Origin of the sequence: Pseudomonas sp. 9AZ (genome assembly GCF_902506525.1) — a bacterium.
Taxonomy (GTDB): Bacteria; Pseudomonadota; Gammaproteobacteria; order Pseudomonadales; family Pseudomonadaceae; genus Aquipseudomonas; species Aquipseudomonas peli.
This window is the reverse complement of record NZ_LR733840.1, coordinates 437,887-457,386: the sequence shown is the minus strand read 5'-3', so window position 1 is coordinate 457,386 and position 19,500 is coordinate 437,887. Positions and strand designations below refer to the sequence as shown.

Below are 19,500 nucleotides of genomic sequence, written 5' to 3'. Positions count from 1 at the left end.
CAGGCACCGGCAGTCGGGACAGGCCATGGTCTTTGGCCTGTTCTTCATCGGCATCGCGCTGATTGGCCTGATCCTGATGTACAACCGCGGCATACTGACCCGTGACCGTGTGCAGGTCGAGAACGCCGCGGATGCGGCCGCCTATTCGCAAGCCAAGCTGTTTGCTCGCCACCAGAACCTGATCGCCTACACCAACCGCGCCATCGTCGCTAATGAGATGTCGGTTGGTCAGGTGGTGGCGTTGATGTCCTGGTCCAAGCGCTACGCCAACATCCCGCGTTGGGTGAACACCTTTCCGCTCTACCAGATCCCTATCGCACCAGCGCCCAAGCCGACCGTCGGTGATGTGCTGTCCACCATCACGCTGCCCTATCAGGTACTCGGCACAGTTACGGGTACTGTGGCCAAGCCGCTGCTCGGTATCTACCCCGACGTGATCTCCAGTTTCAACCTGGTGATGGGCTTCTTCCAGAAGATCTTTGCGGTTGCCACCCTGGAGGCGCAGTTCACGGCACCGTTAACAATTGTCGATCGCCACGAGATGCCGGGCACCAACGATGACTTGAAAGTCGTCACCCTCAGCCATCTGTTATTGGCGCAGAACTTTATCCTGACGTACTTCGCCAGTGACCTGAATCTGAGCAGCCTGGCCAGCCAGGCAAAAAGTGCCAGTACGGCTGCCGGCGGCAGTGCGACCTCAGCCGATGACTTTGTCGCCGACTTTCTTGGCAGCCTTGCGCCCTCGACCATGCTGGTCAACACCGCGCCGGAAATGTACGACAACAGCACCGCCCAGAATGCCGACAACAGTGCCGCACGCACGGCAGGGCGCCAGTACGCGGCGATTATGAACAGCAATCGCAACGACTGGCTGGATGCGCGCACCTTCGATGCGACCGTCAGCTTTTCTCCGCCGGAGCTGCCGATTTATCTCGGCTTTATCACCATAAGGTTGGGTTTGGGCGTTGAGGTGGGCGTGTTCAACAATGGCGGCACCGCCTATGTCTACAACCCGAAGAGCACTGCTGCGGGCGGCAAAGGTATTCCGCATTACGGCTGGACGTCTGTCGACTTCAGCTCCATCGGTTTCAAGCTGCAAGTGTCACTGCAAATCGAAGCCTGCCTGCCGTTTGTAGGCTGCATCGAAATTCTCGACACCGACTTCCCCATTGAAATGGGCTTGCCGCTCAGCGCCGGCACGCACCAGCTGGTGGCCAAGGCTGGCGATCAGTTTTTGATTGGTTCGCAGTGGGGCAGCCCCACGCAAAACACCCCTGCCGGAAACCCGCGACCCTACGGCGAAGCCATGCAAACCGTGCATGCGGCAACCTGGATCTATGGCAACGCACTGGGCGTGTTCGGTGCCAATCAGGCGGAAGACGTCAGCACCGGCTATGGCGGCGCGCCGTCTTTTTTTAGCCTCGGTCGCGACTATCAGGGCCGTGGTACCAGTAACGAATTTACCGTGGCGGTGGCCAAACCACTGGGCAGCCTGCGTACCAGTGACAACCCGGCCAGCCTGGGCCTGGATACCGGCAAGTTTGCCCTCGACACCCGGGGCGTAACCGACAACGCGCTGTCGTCGCTGTGGGGCGGCCCTGACAACATGATGACCATCGCCTCGGCAGAGTCCTATTTCGCTCCACCGCCCGGCCGGGTAGAAACCCCCAATCAGTTCAGCCCCTTCTGGGATGCCCGCCTGCGCGAGCCGAGCCGCGTGGTGCAAATGATCGCCGCCGGGCAGATTGACCTGATGGCCGTGCTGGGCCTGCAACCTGGCGCCAGCACCTCGGCCATTGTCGGCGCAGTGCTCGACATTGGCCTGAAAAAACTGATCGAGCCGGGCAAGGATCGGGTCATCGACAAGCTGCCCTCGGTTATCCGTGGCCCGGTCAACCCGGTGCTCGACAAGTTCGTCGACACGGTTACCACCTCCGCAAGCGGCGCCGTCTCCGGGCTGCTGAAATGACCGTGGCCACCCATACATCCCCAACCCGCATGCGCGGTCAGGCCATGGCGGAATTCGTGGTCATGGTCGCGGGCGGCGTGCTGCTGCTGTTCGTGCTGGTACCGGTGGTGGCCAAGCTGGCCGACATGGCTTACACCGCCCAACAGGTGGCGCGCTATGTGGCCTGGGAACGCACCGTTTGGTTCGACACCAACAAGACACCGGGCGAGACCGACGATGGTGATACCGCCCAGCGCGGCAATGAGGCGGTATTGAAAAGTGCGGAAAAACGCCTGATGTCCTACTCGGCGGCGATCCAGCCGTTCACCGCTGCCGACATCGACGGCAACGTCAGCACCAGCAGCAACCACACGCTATGGCGCTGGACCCACGGCGGCGGGGCCAAGCCGATGACGGCCAGCGGCAGCATGCCGAGCACCTCCAGCTTGAGTGCAAAGGACACGCCGTCCTACAGCTACGACGTTATCGGCATTTACAACGACGCCATGGGTGGCGTGATGAAAGTGCTGAGCTTTTTGAAAATCGCCAAGGATGACGACTTTCTGCAAGTCGCCCACGAGACCGAGAACTTCTACAACCCCAACATCGTTATTCCCGTGGCCATGGCCGGCAGCCGCTTAGGCAGCCAGCCGTTGTTTGGCGGCGCCCTGGACAAACAGCTGAACATTCGCGCCCAGTCCGCGGTGCTCGCCGACGGCTGGAACGCTCAGGGCGATGCGCACTTCAAGGAGCGCGCTGACGACTTCGCCGTGGGCACCATGCTCAGCAACCCCCTGATCGAAGCCATTATCTCGACCATCGGCATCTTTGAACCCTCGTTCAAGGATGTCGAGTTTGACTATGTCGGCATCGAGCCCATCCCCGATAAGCCGGCCAAATGCACCAGCAGCACTGGGTTCTGTTACTTCGAATAAGCCTATGAAAATCATCCCGCTGCTCTTCCTCACCTCGTTACTGGCCGCCAATTGGGCGCAGGCCGAGTGTGATTACGACGATTTCCCGCTGATGCCGGACATGTTGGTTGCCAGTATCGGCAGCAACATTCAGTGGAATCAGACGCCCATGGCCGGGCGCAGTTTTCGCGTGCCTGCCGACCTGGCGGCCGTCAAAAACTTTTACGCCGAGGCCTGGGCCGACGAGGTCGACTTCTCGGCGTTCAACGGCTGGGAGCAGATCCTGCACATTAATCAACAGTGCATGATGATGATTCAGGTAAAGCGCCAGAACGATCGCTACAGCTATGGCCAACTGGTCATCACCAACCCCCCGGCAAGCGCTGGCGCGACGCCAGTGCTCGGCGATGGCATGCCGGTGCCGCCCGGCGCCCAGGTGATCAGTGACATGCGCAGCGATGACGACATTCGCCAAGGTCGCCTGGTGCTGTTGCTCAATGAAGAAGACATGAATACCACCGCCCAGTGGTACGAAACCGAACTCAAGCAGCAAGGTTGGAGCCTGGAGCAGCGCAGCCAACAGGCCAACGGCGTGGTGCTCAGCTACAGCCGCGAGCGTGAACTGATGACGGTCGGCTTGTTGCGCCATCAGGACAAGACCCAAGTGTTGGTCAACCGGATGGATCGCTGATGAAGCCCCAGCGCGGACAATCCATGACCGAGTACCTGGTGGTGCTCGGCGTTACCGGCGCGGCGTTGCTGCTGGCGGGCAACGATGTCGAGCGCCTGTTCGACAACGTGCGCAGCAGCTACAAAACCTACTCCAGCGAGATGAACAAGGTTCAGCTGTACAACAACGAAGCCGTGCGTTTCCTCGACCCCAGCCCGGATGACGGCTTCGATGACGGCCAGCCTGAGTCACCGCCGCCGACCGAGCCACAACAGCCTGCGAACGACAAACTCGCAGCACTGGACGAAGTGTATGACGCCAGCGGCGTTTATGTGGGGCGCCTGGAAAATAAAAAGCTAATCGACAGCGATGGTAAGGAAATTGGCAGGGACGACAGTGTAGAACTCGCCAAAATCAACCTGGTCGATCTCAATGGCCAGGCGCTGTATCCCGGCTTCAGCACTCGCCAGGTTTACGTCGACAGCACTGGCAAGCCACTGGTGCTGCAAGCACTGGCCAACGCCAGTGGTGAGGTGCTGGGGTTCGCGTACCTGAAGGGCAACAAGTACTACAACGCCTCCACCGGCAACGCGTTGAGCAAACAGCCTCAAGGGCTGACGCCCATCGCTACCCGTGACGTGCTGAAGTACTTCGAAGGTAAAACCTACGTCGCCAGTTACGAGGCCAACGGCCTGGTGTATGAGAGGGGCGATGCGCTGGGTATGGCCAGCAGTGCATTCACCAGTCCGCGCAAAGTAATTGGCGAGCTGGTCAGTCTCTACCTCACCCCTGCAACCGAAGCCGCCTGGAGCAAGCATTCGCTGTGCATCGTGCGCCCCTATGGCTGGGCCGCCGAGCAGGTCAATCCGCTGCCGGCAGCAGGCGCAACCGTGGTCATTGGCTCCAATGTGTACACCCAGTTCAGCGCACCCGACGCCCAAGTCAGCTACTTAGACAGCGCGGCGGACGCCTGCAAAGCACGCTTCTCTGTGCTGCAAACCAAGGACCCTGTTATCGGGACACAGTGGTCGCTGCGGCACAACTGATGCGCACCCGCGAGCCACGCCAGACACGCTGCAAACGCATAGAAAAACCATAAGAGACACCGATTAAACATTGCGCGTTTGCGCTGACTGCACTTTTTGCACTGGGGAGCACCATGTCATCTGTATCAGGAAAGAAACTGCTGATCATCGCGGTGGCGTGTGGCGTGCTCGCAGGGGCCATGGGCTGGATGTACCTGAAATCCAAGGAAGCCCAATACCGCGATGCCTATAGGCCGCCGGTAGAAGCCAAGGTCACGGTGGTTGTGCCACGGGCGGACATCGGCAAGGCCCAAGTGCTGACCCCGGAGCTGGTCGCCACCCTGGATGTGCCCAAAGACTACCTGGCCTCCAATGCCGTTCTGGCCGAGGACTGGCCCAAGCTTGAAGGCCGCATGACGGTTGCGCCGCTGCAACGTGGCCGGCCCATCAGTTGGGATGCTGTGGAGCAGGAACGCGTCTCGCGCTTCTCGGAGAACGTTGAGCTGGGTAAGCGGGTCAAGACGGTCAAAATCAGCAAGATCAATTCCTTTGACGGCATGCTGCGCCCCGGCGACCACATCGACCTGCTGGGCAGTTTTGCCGTCGGCGACATCGGCCTGCAAAAGCAGCCCAACTATGCCGACGATGTGGTGATCAACATCCTTGAAGACATCATCGTGCTGGCCGCCGGCCGCGAAGATGCCAGCGGCCACAAGTATGAAAACTACTACGACCAGAGCACGCCCGACGGCTTCAATATGAACTTTTCCACCCTGTCGCTGATGCTCACGCCGGCCCAGGTGGCACGGGTTGAGCTGGCGGAAAAATCCGGTGAGATGGTCGCCGTCCTGCGTCACCCCAAAGACACCAGCATGGCCGCACTCGGTCAGGTCACCGTCGCCAACCTGCTGGACCCGCCACCGCAGGAGCTAATCGACGTGGTGGTGGATGCCGACGGCAATCTGGTCGGTCGTATCGTCGGCGACAACATTGTCGGCGCCGATGGTCGCATCCTCGGCAAGATTGTCGACGGCCAGGCGGTGGGCTTCGACGGCAACGTGATCGGCAATATCGTTCGCGGCCTGAATGGCGACGACCCGCTGTTGCGCATGCATGAACGTGCCACGGTGGTGCGCGATGAGCAGGGCAATGTGCTCGGCCGTGTAGTTGACGGCAAGGTTATCGATGCCAGCGGTAACCCCATCGGCACTGTCGTTGATGGCAAGGCGGTCGGCGTGGATGGCAAGTCGCTGGGCAAGGTCGAAGCCTACGTCGTGCTCGACAGCCAGGGCCGCGTGGTCGACATGAGTCGCTCTCGGGTACAGGACCACACAGCACCGGCTAATCAAGAGCGCCAAGTGGTGCGCGATGCGAGCGGCAAGGTGCTCGGTCGGGTGGACGGCGACACGATCGTCGATGCCCAAGGCCAGGTGATCGGGCACCAGCGTGACGGCAAAGCGGTTGATCTCAACGGCAAGCCACTCGGCACGATCAGCACCGTGGTGCAAGACGCACAAGGCAAGATCGTCGGCGAGATGGGCCAAGTGGCGCGCGATGCCGACGGCAAGATCATCGGTCGGGTGGTCGACGGCCAATTGATCGGCAGCGACGGCAACGTGCTCGGCAACGTCAAGGACGGCCAGGTGCTGAGCCGCGACGGCAAGGTGCTCGGCCAGGTCGAGAACATTCAGCTCGACAGCAATGGTCGCCCTGTTGAGGGCAACGTGCGCGTGGCCCGCGATGCCAGCGGCAAGGTGCTCGGCACCCTGGTGGGCGACGACATTATCGATGCCCAGGGCCGCAAGGTCGGCAGCGTCAAAAATGGCGAAGTCCGTGATCTGGCCGGGCAGGTGGTGGCGGGTGCCCAGGTGGCGGTTCAGGGCGATGCCAAAGTCGTGGTGCGCGATGCCGAGGGCAACATCATCGGCACCTTGCGCGGCGACACCGTATTCGGCGCCGACGGCAAGGCCACGGGGAAACTGCTCAACGGCAAGCTCGTCGATGGCAATGGCAACGTGCTGGTCAGCGGCCTGACGGTGGCCGCCGAACAGGCCGCCAACCTGCCCAGCGAACAGTCGGGCAAAGCGCGCAACAAGCGCCTGGAGCCCACCCGCATGATCCAGTTCATTCCCGGCGGTACAGGCACCGCTGGCGTTATTCCCGTGCAGACCCTGCGCCTTGAATAAACCTCACCACCGCGCGCGGGCTGTGCCTGCGTCGACTCACTTAATTGCACACGCTGGGGCGACAATGAAAAGGCTACGAGTGTTATCGATAGTGTGCGGTGCCGCCATGGCCCTGCAGGTTCAGGCCGACGAGATTCCCGCGTCGATGGTGCTGTACGACGGCGATGTGCATGTGATCTTGGCCCCCGGTGTGGAGCGCGTGGCCGTCGGCAACGTGGAGATCATCAGCGCTACCATGCTGAAAAACGAAGAGGTGGTGATTACCGCAGAAACACCGGGGGAAACCACGGTGCAATTGTGGTTTGCCGATGACCAGCGCCAGGAGGTCAGCGTGGTGGTGGCCAAGGCCAATGGCTACCGCCAGGTCGGCGAGCTGCGCGCTTTGCTGTCGGATATTCCGGGGCTGCGCATCCGCACCGTGGGTCGCCAGGTGGTGCTGGAGGGTCGCCTGAGCAGTGAGTACCTGGCACGGGTCAAGGAAGCCGCCAAGTTCTATGAGAACGTGCTGGTGCTGGCCGAAGAGCAGACCGGCGCCGCCATCAAGGCCGACTCGGCCCAGGTGCTGCAAGAGGTCAAGGCCATGCTCGGGCAGATTCCCGGCATTCAGATCAAAGCCGTCGGCCGGCAGATTGTTATCGACGGCGATCTGGATGCCATCGACATCACCCGCATCGAGCTGCTCAAGGCACGCTACCCGGATCTGCTGGTGCTGGCCCAGCCGATGTCCAAGTTCCTCGCGCCGATGATCTATTTCGATGTGCGCATCACCGAGTTCGCCAAGGACGATGTGGAGGAGCTGGGCGTCAACTGGAGCACCAGCATCAATGGCCCGACGTTCGCCTTCAACGCCGACGGTGGCACCAACAACCTCTACCGTGGGCAGTTTCCCAGCGCCTCCGGCACCTTTGACGACCTCAACGATGCGGTTGGTGATGTCGGTTCCCACGCCTATTGGGGCGTGGCCAGTGAGATCACTTCGCGGATCAACCTGCTGGAGAAAAACGGCTCGGCCCTGACCCTGGCCTCGCCACGGCTCAGCGCCCGCAGTGGCGGCAAGGCAGAGCTGACCGTTGGCGGTCAGGTGCCGGTGGTGACCAGCAGCATCAACGGCCCCTCGGTGGAGTACAAGGACTTCGGCATCCTGCTCAATATCGAGCCGCAACTGTACGGCGGCGAAACCATCGCCACCAACGTCAAGGCGGAAATCAGCCAGCTGGACAAAGCCAACCAGGTCGGTGAATACCCAGCCTTCAAAACCCGCCGCACCGAGAACGAAGTGCAGCTCAAAGTGGGGGAGACCCTGGTGCTCTCCGGCCTGGTGACCGAGGACAGCCAATCAACCATTGAAGGCATCAAGTGGTTGATGAACATCCCTTACCTCGGCGCTCTGTTTCGCAATAAAAGCTTCAAAGGCAATCGCACTGAATTGGTGATTTTTATCACCCCGCGCCTGCTCACCGAAGGCGCCGACTCGCCGAACGTCAAAGAGCTCGCCCGCGAGAAACAGATGATCGAGAAGTACGCCAAAACCGTTGGCAATCTCGAACTGATTGATTGAGGGCTGAGCATGTTTGAAGTGGTGGTGACCTATAAAGGCGGCGAGCAGCTCGACATGCTCACCTGCACCTCGGCGCAATGCGAGGTGGGCAAGGCGCGAACCGGGCTTGTGCGCTTGCGCGGCTGGAAGGTGGCCCCCAATCACGCGCGCATCGAGCAATCGCTGGGCGGCCTGTTTGTGGAAAACATCAGCCGCGGCAACGAGCTGCTGGTCAACGGCAAACCCGTGGAACGCTTCGGCCCACTTAGCCCGGAAGACTTGATCGGCATCGGCGCCTACAACCTGCAAGTGCGGGCCGTTGGGCAGATCGAAACCGAGGCCGACACGCCGCTGCCACCGGATGCCGCGATCAGTAGCGGTGAGGACAACGCACCCTATATGGAGTGGTCGCAGTACGTGCAGGCGGAACTGTTCCGCGCCATGGACCTGCGGCGGATGAACCTCGACAGCATGGGCCCGCTGGAGGTGCGCAACAGCTTGTCCGAGTTGATCAACGGCATTACCGAGCAGATCGCCCATCGGCTGCCGGCCACGCTCAGTCGCGAGATTCTGCACAAGATCGTGATCAACGAAGCCGTAGGCCTGGGTCCGCTGGAAGACTTGCTGGCCGACCCCAGCGTGTCGGAAATCATGGTCAACCGTTACGACGATATTTACGTGGAGCGCTCGGGCCGCCTGGAGCGCACCGGCATCAGCTTCAGCTCCGACTCGGCCGTGCTGTCCACCATAGAACGGATCATTTCACCGCTGGGCCGGCGCATCGATGAAAGCTCGCCAATGGTCGATGCTCGCCTCAAGGATGGCTCGCGGGTCAACGCCATCATCCCGCCGCTGGCGCTGCGTGGGCCGTGCCTGACCATCCGTAAATTCTCGGAGAAAAAGCTCACCACTGATGACTTGCTGGGCTATGGCTCGATCAATGAACCCATGGTCGAGTTCCTGCGTATCGCTGTGGAGCAGCGGATGAACATCGTGGTGTCCGGCGGCACCGGCTCGGGCAAAACCACGCTGCTGAACATTCTCTCCAACTTCATCCCGCTGGATGAGCGCGTGGTGACCATCGAGGACGCCGCTGAGTTGAAGCTGGTGCAACCCCACGTGGTCTCCCTGGAAGCGCGCCCGGCCAACATGGAGGGTAAGGGCCTGGTGACCATTCGTGACCTGGTGCGCAACTGCCTGCGCATGCGCCCGGATCGCATCGTGGTCGGCGAGTGTCGCGGCGGTGAAGCCCTGGACATGCTGCAGGCGATGAACACCGGTCACGATGGCTCACTGACCACCGGCCACGCCAACTCGCCGCGCGACATGCTGCGCCGTCTGGAAGTGATGGTGCTGATGGCCGGCATGGATTTGCCCGTGCAGGCCATTCGCGAACAGATCTCCTCGGCCGTGCAGCTGATCGTGCAGCAAACCCGCTTTGGCGATGGCTCGCGGCGCATCATCAGCATCACCGAAGTCACCGGCATGGAGCAGAGCACGATCCTGCTCAACGAGATCTTTGCCTACCAGCAACAGGGCTTTGACGAGCACGGCCGGGTCAAGGGCCATTACCGCGCCACCGGGCAGATTCCCGAGTTCTACGAGGCGCTGAGCAAGCGCGGCATTGGCGTGAACATGGACATCTTTCACACCCCGGAGCGCCTGTAAGTGGCCGCCGTGTGGCTGGTGCTGTGCGCGCTGCTGCTGGCCGTTTCGGTCTGCGCGCTGGCCTTGCTGATCAGCCGGCGGGTGGCCGACAACCTGGACCATTATCGCCGGCAGTTTTCCCGCCGCGCCGAGTTGGAAATGGCCGACATGTTCATTTTCACCAGCGGCCGGCAAGTGGTCATCCTCACCCTGGTGCTGTTGTTGCTGGTGCCGGTGTTGCTCGAACTGCTGTTCCAGCTGCCGGTGGTCACGGCAGCGGGCATTGTGGTGACGCTGTTCACCCCGCACCTGATGTTCAATCACCTGCGCAAGGCACGCCTGAAGAAGTTCGAAGAGCAGTTGCCCGACGCTTTCATGCTGCTGTCCAGCAGCCTGCAATCCGGCGCCAGCCTGAACATGGCGCTGGAGAACGTGGTGCATCAGTCGCCGGCGCCGCTGAATCAGGAGTTCGGCCTGCTGATCAAGAACATCCGCCTCGGCGTCACCTTGGAAGAGGCGCTGATCAAGCTGGAAAAACGCCTGCCGTTGCCCTCATTCATCATGGCCAGCTCGGCCATTCGCATCAGCCGCGAAGTGGGCGGCAACCTGGTGGAAACCATCAACGGCATGGCCGCCATGCTGCGGCGGAAAAAAGTCATGGAGGGCAAGATCGACAGCCTCACCGCCCAGGGCCGCGCCCAGGGCACATTTATGGCCATGCTGCCGATCATGTTGGCCATCATCCTCAGCTTTATTGAGCCGGAAGCCATGCGCCAGCTCTACACCACCCGCAACGGCCTGATGGTGTTGGCGGTGATGGTGGTGATGGAAGTGCTGGGCTTTATGTTCATCAAAAAAATCACCCGGATTGACGCCTGATCATGAGCGAACTTCTTGTCCTGTTCAGCAGTGCCAGCCTGGGGGTGACCGTCACCTGCATCCTGCTCGCGGTGTTGTCGCTGTTCACCTTGCTGCCCGCGGAAAACCGCACCTACATGGACCCGGTGCCCGGCTGGATACGCCCGGTCTGGCCGCTGGTGCGCCTGGTTAGCCACTTCGCCTGCAGCAACCTGCCGCCCAAACTGATGGACTGGCTGGACGTGCGCATGCAGCGCACCGGGGCGCTTTATGTGCTCACCGCCGAAGACTTTCTCGCCCTGTGCATCACCATGGCGCTGCTGTTTCCGGTGCTGGCGATCCTGCCGATGGCCAGCGGCAAGAGCGGCATCCTCTGGTCGGTGGTGTTGTTGATGCTGCTGATGGGCGCCGCCTTGCCCGTCATGTGGATCAGCGACACGCACAAACGCCGCGACCGCGACATTGTGCGCAACCTGCCGGTGTTTCTCGAATACCTGTCCATGTGTGTCGACGCTGGCCTGAACTTCCTCGGTGCCTTGCAGCAGGCCGTGGATAAAGGCCCCGATGGCGCCATGAAAAACGAGTTCCGCATCGTGCTGCGCGATATCCGTTCCGGTCTGCCGCGCGCTGAAGCGCTGGCGCGCATGGAGCAACGCATCAACCTGAAGGATGTCACCACCTTCGTGCGCTCGGTGGTGCAGGCCGAGAAGATGGGCAGCAGCCTGCGCAACACCCTGCAGATACAGGCCCAGCAGCGCCTCGAAGAGCGCTTTCAGCGCGCCGAGAAAACCGCCATGCAGGCCCCCGTGAAGCTGATCATCCCGTTGATCATGTTCATCTTCCCGCTGACCTTCGTGATCTTGCTGTTCCCGATTGTGGTCAAGTTTATGGGGCAAACCTGATGCCTGAAGCCCTCGTCCTGCATGCCGCAGGCCATCGCCCAGCGAGCCGCTTGCAGCTGCAACTCGCCCATACACCCTGGGCACGGCTGCGCGGTTTGCTCGGCTACAAAACCCTGCCGGCCGGCCACGGCTTATGGCTGCGGCCGTGTAATTCCGTGCATTGCTGGTTTATGCGTTTTGCCATTGATGTGATCTACCTGGACGAGCAACAGCGGGTGCTGCAGATCCGCGCCCAGCTGCGGCCCTGGCAACTGAGCCTGTGCTGGCCAGCCAACAGCGTTATCGAAATGGCCGCCGGCGAATGCCAGCGGCTGAACATTACAGCGGGGGACCAGATCCAATGCGTGGCTTAATCCTCATCGCCCTGAGCGTTCTGTTGCAGGGCTGCGCCGGGCTTGGGCTCGGCAGCTCCAACGACCTGCTCGACCTTGAGCGCCAGGCGCAACAGGCCTACGCCAAAGGCAACTACGCACGGTCCAGCGAGTATTACGGCAAGCTGGCGACGCGCATGCCCACCGATGCCGACACCCGTTATCGCCTGGCCAATAGCCTGGCGCGCGAAGGCAATCATGGCCTGGCGATCCAGACTTACCGCGAAGCCTTGCTGCGTGACCCGCAGCACGCCGGCGCCTGGTACAACCTGATGCAGCTACAAGCGCAAGAGCTAACGCTGACAGCCATGGAGGCACGGCGTTATCTGGACCGAAAGAATCCCGGGGCACAGTCGGCCCTGAAACGCGCCGAGCAACTGATCGAGGTGTTTGATGAGCACGTCCCAGCCAGTACCGAGTAGCCGGCTGGATCGTGGGCAGGCCATGGTTGAGTTCCTGATCATCATTCCGGTGTTGATTCTGCTGATCTTCGGGGCGTTTCAAGCGACGTTGATCTATTCGGCGAAAAGCGAACTGAACTACGCGGCATTCCAGGCGGCTCGCCTCGGTGCGGTGAACAACGCGCAGTACGAAAGCATGCGCCGTGGCCTGCTGCGTGGCATGTACCCGATGTTCTCGCAATATCCGGAGGCCGAGCGGATGGACAAAACCGCCGAGGAGGTCGACAACTTCGTGCTGATCACCCGTATCAGCCCAGCGCTCAACAGCTTCAGCGCCTGGCAGGCGCCCCATGCCGGGTTACTGAGCAGCGGCCAAACCGCTCAAGCCATACCCAATGACAACCTGATGTACCGCTCGGCCCAGCAGAACCCGGTGTCGATTCAAGATGCCAATCTGCTGAAAATCCGCGTGCAGTATTGCGTGAAACTGATCGTGCCGATGGTCGAGCACCTGCTCAGCAGCGCATCGAAATTCAATCAGCGCCAATACGGCGGCAGCTTCAGCGAAAACTCCAAGCAGTCATGGGACCAGTACGCGGCCATCTGTGGCAAACGCAAGGGCTTTGTCCTGACTTCAGAGGCAACGGTGCGCATGCAGTCGGCAGCCGTGCATGACACGGAAAATTGCGGCGCGGGCAAGAAGATGCTCTGTCCCTGAAACAATCATTTACGCCGCGTGCGCATCTTCCGGGCTGCGCGGTGATTCGATGCGCAGGTAGCTGTCGAGTTTGGCTTGCTGCGCCGGGGTGGTGAACAGGCCGAGTTTGCTGCGGCGCCAGAGAATATCGTCTGCCTGCATGGCCCATTCTTCCTGGCACAGGTAGTCGACTTCGCGGGTGTACAGGCCTCCGCCCAGGTGTTCGCCCAGGTCGCTGAGGTTGCTCACGCCTTTGAGCATCAACCAGCTGCGGCTGCCGTAGCTGCTGGCCCAGCGCCGCGCCAGTGAGGTGGGCAGCCAGCCAAAGCGGGCGCACAGGGCTTCAATCAGTGCGCTCTGACTGTCCAGTTGTTCGGCGCCGGGCAGCAGGCTGCTGGCGGTCCAACTTGGGCCCATCTTGGGGAAAAAGGGCGCCAGTTGCGCCAGCGCCGATTCGGCGAGCTTGCGATAGGTGGTGAGCTTGCCGCCGAACACCGATAGCAACGGCGCTTCGCCGGGATGAGCGGAAAGTGACAGGGTGTAATCACGAGTGACTGCCGATGGGTCGTCCGATTCGTCATCACACAGCGGCCGCACGCCGGCATAGGTGTGCAGGATGTCGCTGCGCTGCAGTTGCTTCTTGAAGTGGGTGTTGACCACGTTCAGCAGGTAGTCGGTTTCTTCCTCGCTGATCGCCACTTTGGCTGGGTCGCCCTGGTATTCGCGGTCTGTGGTGCCGATCAGGGTGAAACGCTCCTGATAGGGGATGGCAAAGACGATGCGGCGGTCCTCGTTTTGCAGGATGTAGGCCTGCTCGCCTTCGAACAGCTGCGGCACCACGATATGGCTGCCCTGAATCAGGCGAATGCCGTAAGGCGACTCCTGTTTCAGGTCCTCGCGGATAAACCGCGCGACCCAAGGGCCGGCAGCATTGACCAGAGCGCGGGCGCGGATTGAAAACAGGCTACCGTCGCTGCGTTCCAGGTGGATATGCCACAGGCCCTTGCTGCGCCGCGCACTGACGCAACGGGTGCGACTGTGCACGTGAGCGCCTTGCTCGCGGGCTGCCATGGCGTTGAGTACCACTAGGCGGGCGTCATCAACCCAGCAATCGGAATACTCGAAACCGCGGCTGATCTCGCTTTTCAACGGGCTGCCGGCGCCAAAGCGCAGGCTACGCGAGCCTGCCAGTTGCTCGCGCTTGCCCAGATGATCATAGAGAAACAGCCCAGCACGGATCATCCAGGTCGGGCGCAGGTGCGGGCGGTGGGGGAGGATAAAACGCATAGGTTTGACGATATGTGGGGCTTTGCTAAGCAGCACTTCCCGCTCGGCCAGTGCTTCGCGCACCAGGCGGAATTCGTAGTGCTCCAGGTAGCGCAGGCCGCCATGGATCAGTTTGCTGCTGGCCGACGAGGTGTGTTGCGCCAGGTCGTCTTTTTCGCAAAGGAACACGGACAAACCGCGCCCGGCTGCATCGGCGGCAATCCCGACACCATTGATACCGCCGCCGATCACGGCAAGGTCATAAACTTCAGCGAGTGGAGTGTTGCTGGCGGGACGAGTAGGCATGGCGGCACCGAAAGTCAGTATTGAACTTTTAATGTTCACTTTCGAAAATATGCTAGTCGAATATGCACGGCTTCGCCACCCCGAAGTGCGCTTTCGCGCCCAGCGGTTGTGAGGAATTGGTAACGGGATATCGGCTAGGCAGGTGAGAGGGCGAGTGCTGGCGGTCTTACACCAGGTCGAGGTGTACTTTGTGCTCGGTGAGCAGGCGGTTTATGGCCGCGGACGGCGCGGCATCGGTGAACACCCGATCGACCAGGGCGACCGAGCCCAGACGCACGACTGCGTTGCGGCCGAACTTGCTGGAGTCGACGGCCAGAAATACCTGGCGCGCATTGCTGATAATCGCCTGGGAGACCCGCACTTCCTGGTAGTCGAAGTCGAGCAGACTGCCGTCTTCATCGATGCCACTGATGCCGACCAGGGCGAAATCGACCTTGAACTGCTGGATAAAATCCACCGCTGCTTGGCCGACGATGCCGCCGTCGCTGCGCACCGTACCGCCGGCCAGCAGCACTTCGAAGTCGGCCTTGGCGCTGAGCTGGGCCGCTACATGCAGGTTGTTGGTGATGATCTTCAGGCCCTTGTGGCCGAGCAGCTCACGGGCAATGGCTTCGGTGGTGGTACCAATGTTGATGAAGAGCGAAGCGTGGTTGGGGATCTGTGCGGCAATGGCTGCTGCGATGCGTTGCTTTTCATCGCGCATCTGCCCGGCGCGCATGCTGTAGGCGGTGTTCTGCGTACTGGAGCTTTCACTGGCTGCTCCGCCATGGGTGCGGCGCAGCAGACCTTGCTCGGCAAGCTGATTGATGTCGCGGCGGATGGTCTGCGGGGTGACGGCAAACGCCTGGGCCAACTCGTCGATGCTGACATAGCCGCGTTCGCGGGCAAGTTCGAGAATGTCGTGTTGGCGTGGCGGCAGGGTCATGAAAACTCCTTGAAAGTGCGCGCCATTATAGGCTGTCACCGCAGCCAATTTGCGGCTAAGGTACGCCAACTTTGTCAGATTGTTTTCACATTCGAACATGACGCCTGCTATCGATCTGCTGAAAAAGGCTAAAGCTGCGCACCAGGTGCACAGTTATCACCATGACCCCAAAGCCGCTTCCTATGGCCTGGAAGCGGTGGAAAAGCTCAACCTTGAGCCTGCTCAGGTGTTCAAGACGCTACTGGCCGCCAGTGAGAAAGGCGAGTTGCTGGTCGCTGTAGTGCCGGTCGCCGGTACGCTTGATCTGAAAGCCCTGGCGCAGGCCGCCGGCGTAAAGAAAGCCGATATGGCCGACCCCAATGCGGCGCAAAGGGCCACCGGTTATCTGCTCGGCGGCATCAGCCCGCTGGGGCAGAAGAAGCGCCTGCGTACTTTTATCGATGAATCGGCGCAGCAGTTTCCCAGCATTTATGTCAGTGCCGGACGGCGCGGACTGGAGGTGCAGCTAGAAGCTACTGTGCTGGCCCAGCTGACGCAGGCAATCTTTGCACCAATTGGTCGCGGCTAGCAGCCGCTCTACAGCCTATAAAAATAAGGAAATCTGCATGTCTCATTACCTGCTTGCCATCGACCAGGGCACCACCAGCAGCCGGGCTATTGTCTTCAGCGCCCAAGGGCTGCCCGTGGCGCGTGCACAGCAGGAGTTCAAACAGTATTTCCCGCAGGATGGCTGGGTTGAACATGACGGCGAAGAGCTGTGGCTGAGCACCCTCAAGGTCTGCCGTGAGGCGCTCAAGCAGAGCGGTTTGAGTGCCAGTGATGTGGCGGCTATCGGCATCACCAATCAGCGTGAAACCACCTTGGTGTGGGATGCGCAGACCGGTACACCGATCCATCCGGCGATTGTTTGGCAAGACCGCCGTACCGCTGACTACTGCGCCGAGCTGAAAGACGCCGGGTATGAAGCCGCGGTAGCGGCCAAGACCGGGCTGCTGATTGATCCGTATTTCTCGGCCACCAAGCTGCGCTGGATTCTGCATAAAGTGCCCGGCGCCCTTGAGCGCGCCGAACGTGGCGAGCTGCGCTTTGGCACCGTGGATTCCTTTTTGCTGTGGCGCCTGACCGGTGGCAAGTCGCACAAGACTGATGCCAGCAACGCCTCGCGCACCCTGTTGTTCAATATCCATACCCAGCAGTGGGATGAAGAGCTGCTCAAGCTATTCGAGATTCCCGCCAGCCTGCTGCCGGAGGTGCTCGATTGCGCCGCTGATTTCGGCATTACCGACGCCAATCTGCTCGGCGCCGCCATTCCGGTGCTGGGCATGGCCGGTGATCAGCAGGCAGCCCTGATCGGTCAAGCGTGCTTCGAGCCAGGTATGGTCAAAAGCACCTATGGCACCGGCTGTTTCATGATCCAGAACACCGGTAGCACGTCGGTGATCTCGAAAAACCGCCTGCTCACGACGGTTGGCTATCGCCTGAATGGCCAGGTCACCTATGCGGTGGAAGGCAGCATCTTTGTCGCTGGCGCTGCTGTGCAGTGGTTGCGCGATGGCATCAAGCTGATCAGTCATGCCCGAGATACCGAAGCCATGGCCGAGCAGACCGGTGATGCCTGCGGCGTTTACCTAGTGCCAGCCTTCACCGGCCTGGGCGCGCCGTACTGGGACCCGAAAGCCCGTGGTGCAATCTTCGGTTTGACCCGCGATACCGGGATCAAGGAAATCGTCACCGCCGGCTTGCAGTCAGTGTGCTATCAGACCCGTGACCTGCTCGAAGCCATGCGCCAGGACGGCGCGGCCGAACCGAGTGCGCTGCGGGTCGATGGCGGCATGGTGGAAAACAACTGGGTCATGCAGTTTCTTGCCGACATCCTCGGGGTGCCGGTGGAGCGTCCGGAAGTCACGGAAACCACAGCGCTCGGCGTGGCCTACCTGGCCGGCCTGCAAGCCGGGCTATATAAGGATTTGGCGAGCATTGCCCGGCATTGGCACCGTCAGCAGCGGTTCGATCCGCGCATGGCGGACAGTCATCGCAGCAAACTCTATGACGGGTGGCTGGATGCGGTGAAAAGGGTGCGCAGCGAAGGCTGAGGGTGGTAAAACTCCCTGCAACCTTATTGGTCTTGGAGCCCTGCATGTCGATATGCCGTCAGCTGGTCGCTCGTGGATTGTTACTCACGCTGCTGGGTTCTGTCGGCTGGGCGCGGGCAGAAACGCTGGTGATTGCTGGGGATATCTGGTGCCCGGTGAATTGCCAGCCAGGCTCCGAGCGGCCGGGCATTTTCGTTGAGTTGGCGCGGGAGATCTTTGCCGAATCCGGTATCGAGGTGCAGTACCAGGCGCTGAATTGGGCGCGTACTCTGCAGCAGGTGCGCCGCGGGCAGCTGAATGCGGCAATCGGTGCGGGCGTTGAGGATGCGCCGGATTTTCTCTTTGGCTCTACCCCCGTGGCGTCGTCGCGTAGCTGCTTTTTTACCTTGCCGGATTCCACCTGGCACTTTAGCGGTACTGAATCACTCGCCGAGCAACGCCTGGGGGTCATCAATGACTACAGCTATGGCGATGAACTGAACACGTATATCGCCTTGCACCACGGTGACAGCGAGCGCATCCAGATTGCCGCCGGTGATACGGCACTGGCCTTGAACATCGGCAAGCTGATGCACGGCCGGGTGGATGTAGTGCTGGAAAACGCCTGGGTGATGCAGGCCATGCTGGCCAGTCAGGGGCAGGCGGGAGGCTTGCGTGAGGCCGGGTGCCGCGCTCCGGATGTGCCGATCTACCTGGCGTTCTCCCCGGCACTGGAAAGCAGTCCACGTTATGTCGCGTTGTTTGAGCAGGGTGTGCAGCGTTATCGGGCCAATGGTCGCTTGCAGGCTTTACTGGCGGCGTATGGGGTGCAGGGTCCCTGACTGTGGTTGGTATCTGCTTGCCGAGCAAGGCTTGTGGGCGCGCTGTATGGCTGTAATTGGCCGCCGCTGTAGCGGTCATGTCGAGTCTGTTTTCGGCATGCTTTAACGCACGAAGAATCCGGAGTGCGTCCCATGCAGCTTGAATTTCACCAAGTCGATGCCTTTGCCTCGCAACCGTTTACCGGTAACCCAGCGATGGTCTATCGCTTGGATCGTTGGCTGGACGATGCCCTGATGCAGCAGATTGCCGGCGAGCACAACCTGGCGGAAACCGCCTTTGTAGTGAAGGAAGGCGCGGCCTGGCATATCCGCTGGTTTACTCCAACGGCCGAAGTGCCGCTGTGCGGCCATGCCACCCTTGCCAGTGCCCATGTGCTGTTCGAGGTCTACGGCGAACCGGGTGATGTGCTTGATTTCACCTGTTTGTCGGGTGCGCTGCGGGTCAGCCGAGCAGGCGGCATGCTGGTGCTGGATTTCCCTGTGCACCGCGCGCAACCGTGCGACTTACACGCAGACGTTGAGCGGGTGCTGGGGTTGCCGGTGGACAGTGTGTTGGCGTTGCATGAAGGGCAGGGGATTCAGGAACTGCTAGCGGTTCTGCCGAGCGAAGCGGCGGTGCAAGCGTATACGCCGGATCTGGCCGCTGTGGCCACGCTGCCCGGACTGGGCTTGCTGATCAGTGCGCCTGGTGAGCAGCATGACTTCGTCTCGCGCTACTTCGCCCCGTCTATCGGTATCAATGAAGACCCGGTGACTGGCTCAACCCATTGCATCCTTACGCCCTACTGGGCGCAACGCCTGGGCAAGACCCGGCTGAGTGCGTTCCAGTGTTCGGCGCGCGGCGGCGAGTTGCACTGTGAGCTGGTTGGCGAGCGGGTAAAGATTGCCGGCCAGGCGTTGTTGATTGCCAGTGGCCGGTTACTGTTGGGGTAG

At 61.1% G+C, this 19,500-nt stretch carries 18 protein-coding genes; 16 read left to right on the top strand and 2 right to left on the bottom strand.

Annotation, left to right across the window (positions count from 1 at the left end):
* The first annotated feature begins 25 nt into the window (after window positions 1-25).
* From ALTER154_RS02240 to ALTER154_RS02185, 12 genes are all read left to right on the top strand, one after another.
* Window positions 26-1,969 carry a hypothetical protein gene (locus tag ALTER154_RS02240; RefSeq protein ID WP_160085087.1) on the top strand — a complete coding sequence of 648 codons (1,944 nt, stop codon included), beginning with the start codon at window positions 26-28 and terminating at the stop codon, window positions 1,967-1,969.
* Window positions 1,966-2,883, top strand: coding sequence for a hypothetical protein (locus ALTER154_RS02235; protein WP_160085086.1), 918 nt, complete (start codon window positions 1,966-1,968; stop codon window positions 2,881-2,883). The genes ALTER154_RS02240 and ALTER154_RS02235 overlap by 4 nt, the downstream gene beginning before the upstream one ends.
* Window positions 2,884-2,887: 4 nt before the next feature.
* Window positions 2,888-3,553, top strand: a complete 666-nt coding sequence (locus tag ALTER154_RS02230; protein WP_160085085.1) for a hypothetical protein — start codon at window positions 2,888-2,890, stop codon at window positions 3,551-3,553.
* Window positions 3,553-4,578 carry a hypothetical protein gene (locus tag ALTER154_RS02225; protein WP_160085084.1) on the top strand — a complete coding sequence of 342 codons (1,026 nt, stop codon included), beginning with the start codon at window positions 3,553-3,555 and terminating at the stop codon, window positions 4,576-4,578. The genes ALTER154_RS02230 and ALTER154_RS02225 overlap by 1 nt, the downstream gene beginning before the upstream one ends.
* A gap of 113 nt (window positions 4,579-4,691) precedes the next feature.
* A complete protein-coding gene (gene cpaB / locus ALTER154_RS02220) occupies window positions 4,692-6,743 on the top strand; it encodes a Flp pilus assembly protein CpaB (protein WP_160085083.1) in 2,052 nt (683 codons plus the stop codon).
* Window positions 6,744-6,849: 106 nt separating this feature from the next.
* The gene (locus ALTER154_RS02215) at window positions 6,850-8,301 is read left to right on the top strand and encodes a type II and III secretion system protein family protein (protein ID WP_160085082.1); all 1,452 of its coding nucleotides are present in this window, start codon (window positions 6,850-6,852) and stop codon (window positions 8,299-8,301) included.
* A 9-nt stretch (window positions 8,302-8,310) separates the two neighbouring features.
* Entirely contained in the window at window positions 8,311-9,948 is a 1,638-nt protein-coding gene (locus ALTER154_RS21105) for an ATPase, T2SS/T4P/T4SS family (RefSeq protein ID WP_160085081.1), read from the top strand.
* Window positions 9,949-10,806, top strand: a complete 858-nt coding sequence (locus ALTER154_RS02205; RefSeq protein WP_160085080.1) for a type II secretion system F family protein — start codon at window positions 9,949-9,951, stop codon at window positions 10,804-10,806. It begins immediately after the preceding gene.
* 2 nt (window positions 10,807-10,808) lie between these two features.
* Window positions 10,809-11,687, top strand: a complete 879-nt coding sequence (locus tag ALTER154_RS02200) for a type II secretion system F family protein (RefSeq protein ID WP_160085079.1) — start codon at window positions 10,809-10,811, stop codon at window positions 11,685-11,687.
* The gene (locus ALTER154_RS02195) at window positions 11,687-12,040 is read left to right on the top strand and encodes a DUF192 domain-containing protein (protein ID WP_160085078.1); all 354 of its coding nucleotides are present in this window, start codon (window positions 11,687-11,689) and stop codon (window positions 12,038-12,040) included. The genes ALTER154_RS02200 and ALTER154_RS02195 overlap by 1 nt, the downstream gene beginning before the upstream one ends.
* Window positions 12,028-12,480, top strand: a complete 453-nt coding sequence (locus ALTER154_RS02190; RefSeq protein WP_160085077.1) for a tetratricopeptide repeat protein — start codon at window positions 12,028-12,030, stop codon at window positions 12,478-12,480. Before ALTER154_RS02195 ends, ALTER154_RS02190 begins: the two co-directional genes overlap by 13 nt.
* Complete coding sequence (locus ALTER154_RS02185; protein WP_160085076.1) at window positions 12,452-13,177, top strand: TadE/TadG family type IV pilus assembly protein; 726 nt, start codon at window positions 12,452-12,454, stop codon at window positions 13,175-13,177. Before ALTER154_RS02190 ends, ALTER154_RS02185 begins: the two co-directional genes overlap by 29 nt.
* A gap of 9 nt (window positions 13,178-13,186) precedes the next feature.
* On the opposite strand, the gene glpD is transcribed toward ALTER154_RS02185, so the two are convergent.
* Both glpD and ALTER154_RS02175 read right to left on the bottom strand, forming a co-directional pair.
* Entirely contained in the window at window positions 13,187-14,728 is a 1,542-nt protein-coding gene (gene glpD, locus ALTER154_RS02180) for a glycerol-3-phosphate dehydrogenase (protein ID WP_160085075.1), read from the bottom strand.
* A 166-nt stretch (window positions 14,729-14,894) separates the two neighbouring features.
* Window positions 14,895-15,653 carry a DeoR family transcriptional regulator gene (locus tag ALTER154_RS02175; protein WP_090248296.1) on the bottom strand — a complete coding sequence of 253 codons (759 nt, stop codon included), beginning with the start codon at window positions 15,651-15,653 and terminating at the stop codon, window positions 14,895-14,897.
* Window positions 15,654-15,750: 97 nt separating this feature from the next.
* On the opposite strand from ALTER154_RS02175, the gene ybaK reads away from it, so the two are divergent.
* From ybaK to ALTER154_RS02155, 4 genes are all read left to right on the top strand, one after another.
* Window positions 15,751-16,221, top strand: coding sequence for a Cys-tRNA(Pro) deacylase (gene ybaK / locus ALTER154_RS02170; protein WP_160085074.1), 471 nt, complete (start codon window positions 15,751-15,753; stop codon window positions 16,219-16,221).
* 37 nt (window positions 16,222-16,258) lie between these two features.
* Window positions 16,259-17,746, top strand: coding sequence for a glycerol kinase GlpK (gene glpK, locus ALTER154_RS02165; RefSeq protein WP_160085073.1), 1,488 nt, complete (start codon window positions 16,259-16,261; stop codon window positions 17,744-17,746).
* 44 nt (window positions 17,747-17,790) lie between these two features.
* On the top strand, window positions 17,791-18,567 hold the full coding sequence (locus ALTER154_RS02160) for an ABC transporter substrate-binding protein (RefSeq protein WP_160085072.1): 777 nt from the start codon (window positions 17,791-17,793) through the stop codon (window positions 18,565-18,567).
* Window positions 18,568-18,699: 132 nt separating this feature from the next.
* On the top strand, window positions 18,700-19,500 hold the full coding sequence (locus tag ALTER154_RS02155; protein ID WP_160085071.1) for a PhzF family phenazine biosynthesis protein: 801 nt from the start codon (window positions 18,700-18,702) through the stop codon (window positions 19,498-19,500).

Bases quoted from the DNA above. Each gene is read 5' to 3' on its own strand.
- ALTER154_RS02240 (WP_160085087.1), top strand. From the start codon at position 26: ATGGTCTTTGGCCTGTTCTTCATCGGCATCGCGCTGATTGGCCTGATC.
- ALTER154_RS02235 (WP_160085086.1), top strand. From the start codon at position 1,966: ATGACCGTGGCCACCCATACATCCCCAACCCGCATGCGCGGTCAGGCC.
- ALTER154_RS02230 (WP_160085085.1), top strand. From the start codon at position 2,888: ATGAAAATCATCCCGCTGCTCTTCCTCACCTCGTTACTGGCCGCCAAT.
- ALTER154_RS02225 (WP_160085084.1), top strand. From the start codon at position 3,553: ATGAAGCCCCAGCGCGGACAATCCATGACCGAGTACCTGGTGGTGCTC.
- cpaB (WP_160085083.1), top strand. From the start codon at position 4,692: ATGTCATCTGTATCAGGAAAGAAACTGCTGATCATCGCGGTGGCGTGT.
- ALTER154_RS02215 (WP_160085082.1), top strand. From the start codon at position 6,850: ATGGCCCTGCAGGTTCAGGCCGACGAGATTCCCGCGTCGATGGTGCTG.
- ALTER154_RS21105 (WP_160085081.1), top strand. From the start codon at position 8,311: ATGTTTGAAGTGGTGGTGACCTATAAAGGCGGCGAGCAGCTCGACATG.
- ALTER154_RS02200 (WP_160085079.1), top strand. From the start codon at position 10,809: ATGAGCGAACTTCTTGTCCTGTTCAGCAGTGCCAGCCTGGGGGTGACC.
- ALTER154_RS02195 (WP_160085078.1), top strand. From the start codon at position 11,687: ATGCCTGAAGCCCTCGTCCTGCATGCCGCAGGCCATCGCCCAGCGAGC.
- ALTER154_RS02190 (WP_160085077.1), top strand. From the start codon at position 12,028: ATGCGTGGCTTAATCCTCATCGCCCTGAGCGTTCTGTTGCAGGGCTGC.
- ALTER154_RS02185 (WP_160085076.1), top strand. From the start codon at position 12,452: ATGAGCACGTCCCAGCCAGTACCGAGTAGCCGGCTGGATCGTGGGCAG.
- glpD (WP_160085075.1), bottom strand. From the start codon at position 14,728: ATGCCTACTCGTCCCGCCAGCAACACTCCACTCGCTGAAGTTTATGAC.
- ALTER154_RS02175 (WP_090248296.1), bottom strand. From the start codon at position 15,653: ATGACCCTGCCGCCACGCCAACACGACATTCTCGAACTTGCCCGCGAA.
- ybaK (WP_160085074.1), top strand. From the start codon at position 15,751: ATGACGCCTGCTATCGATCTGCTGAAAAAGGCTAAAGCTGCGCACCAG.
- glpK (WP_160085073.1), top strand. From the start codon at position 16,259: ATGTCTCATTACCTGCTTGCCATCGACCAGGGCACCACCAGCAGCCGG.
- ALTER154_RS02160 (WP_160085072.1), top strand. From the start codon at position 17,791: ATGTCGATATGCCGTCAGCTGGTCGCTCGTGGATTGTTACTCACGCTG.
- ALTER154_RS02155 (WP_160085071.1), top strand. From the start codon at position 18,700: ATGCAGCTTGAATTTCACCAAGTCGATGCCTTTGCCTCGCAACCGTTT.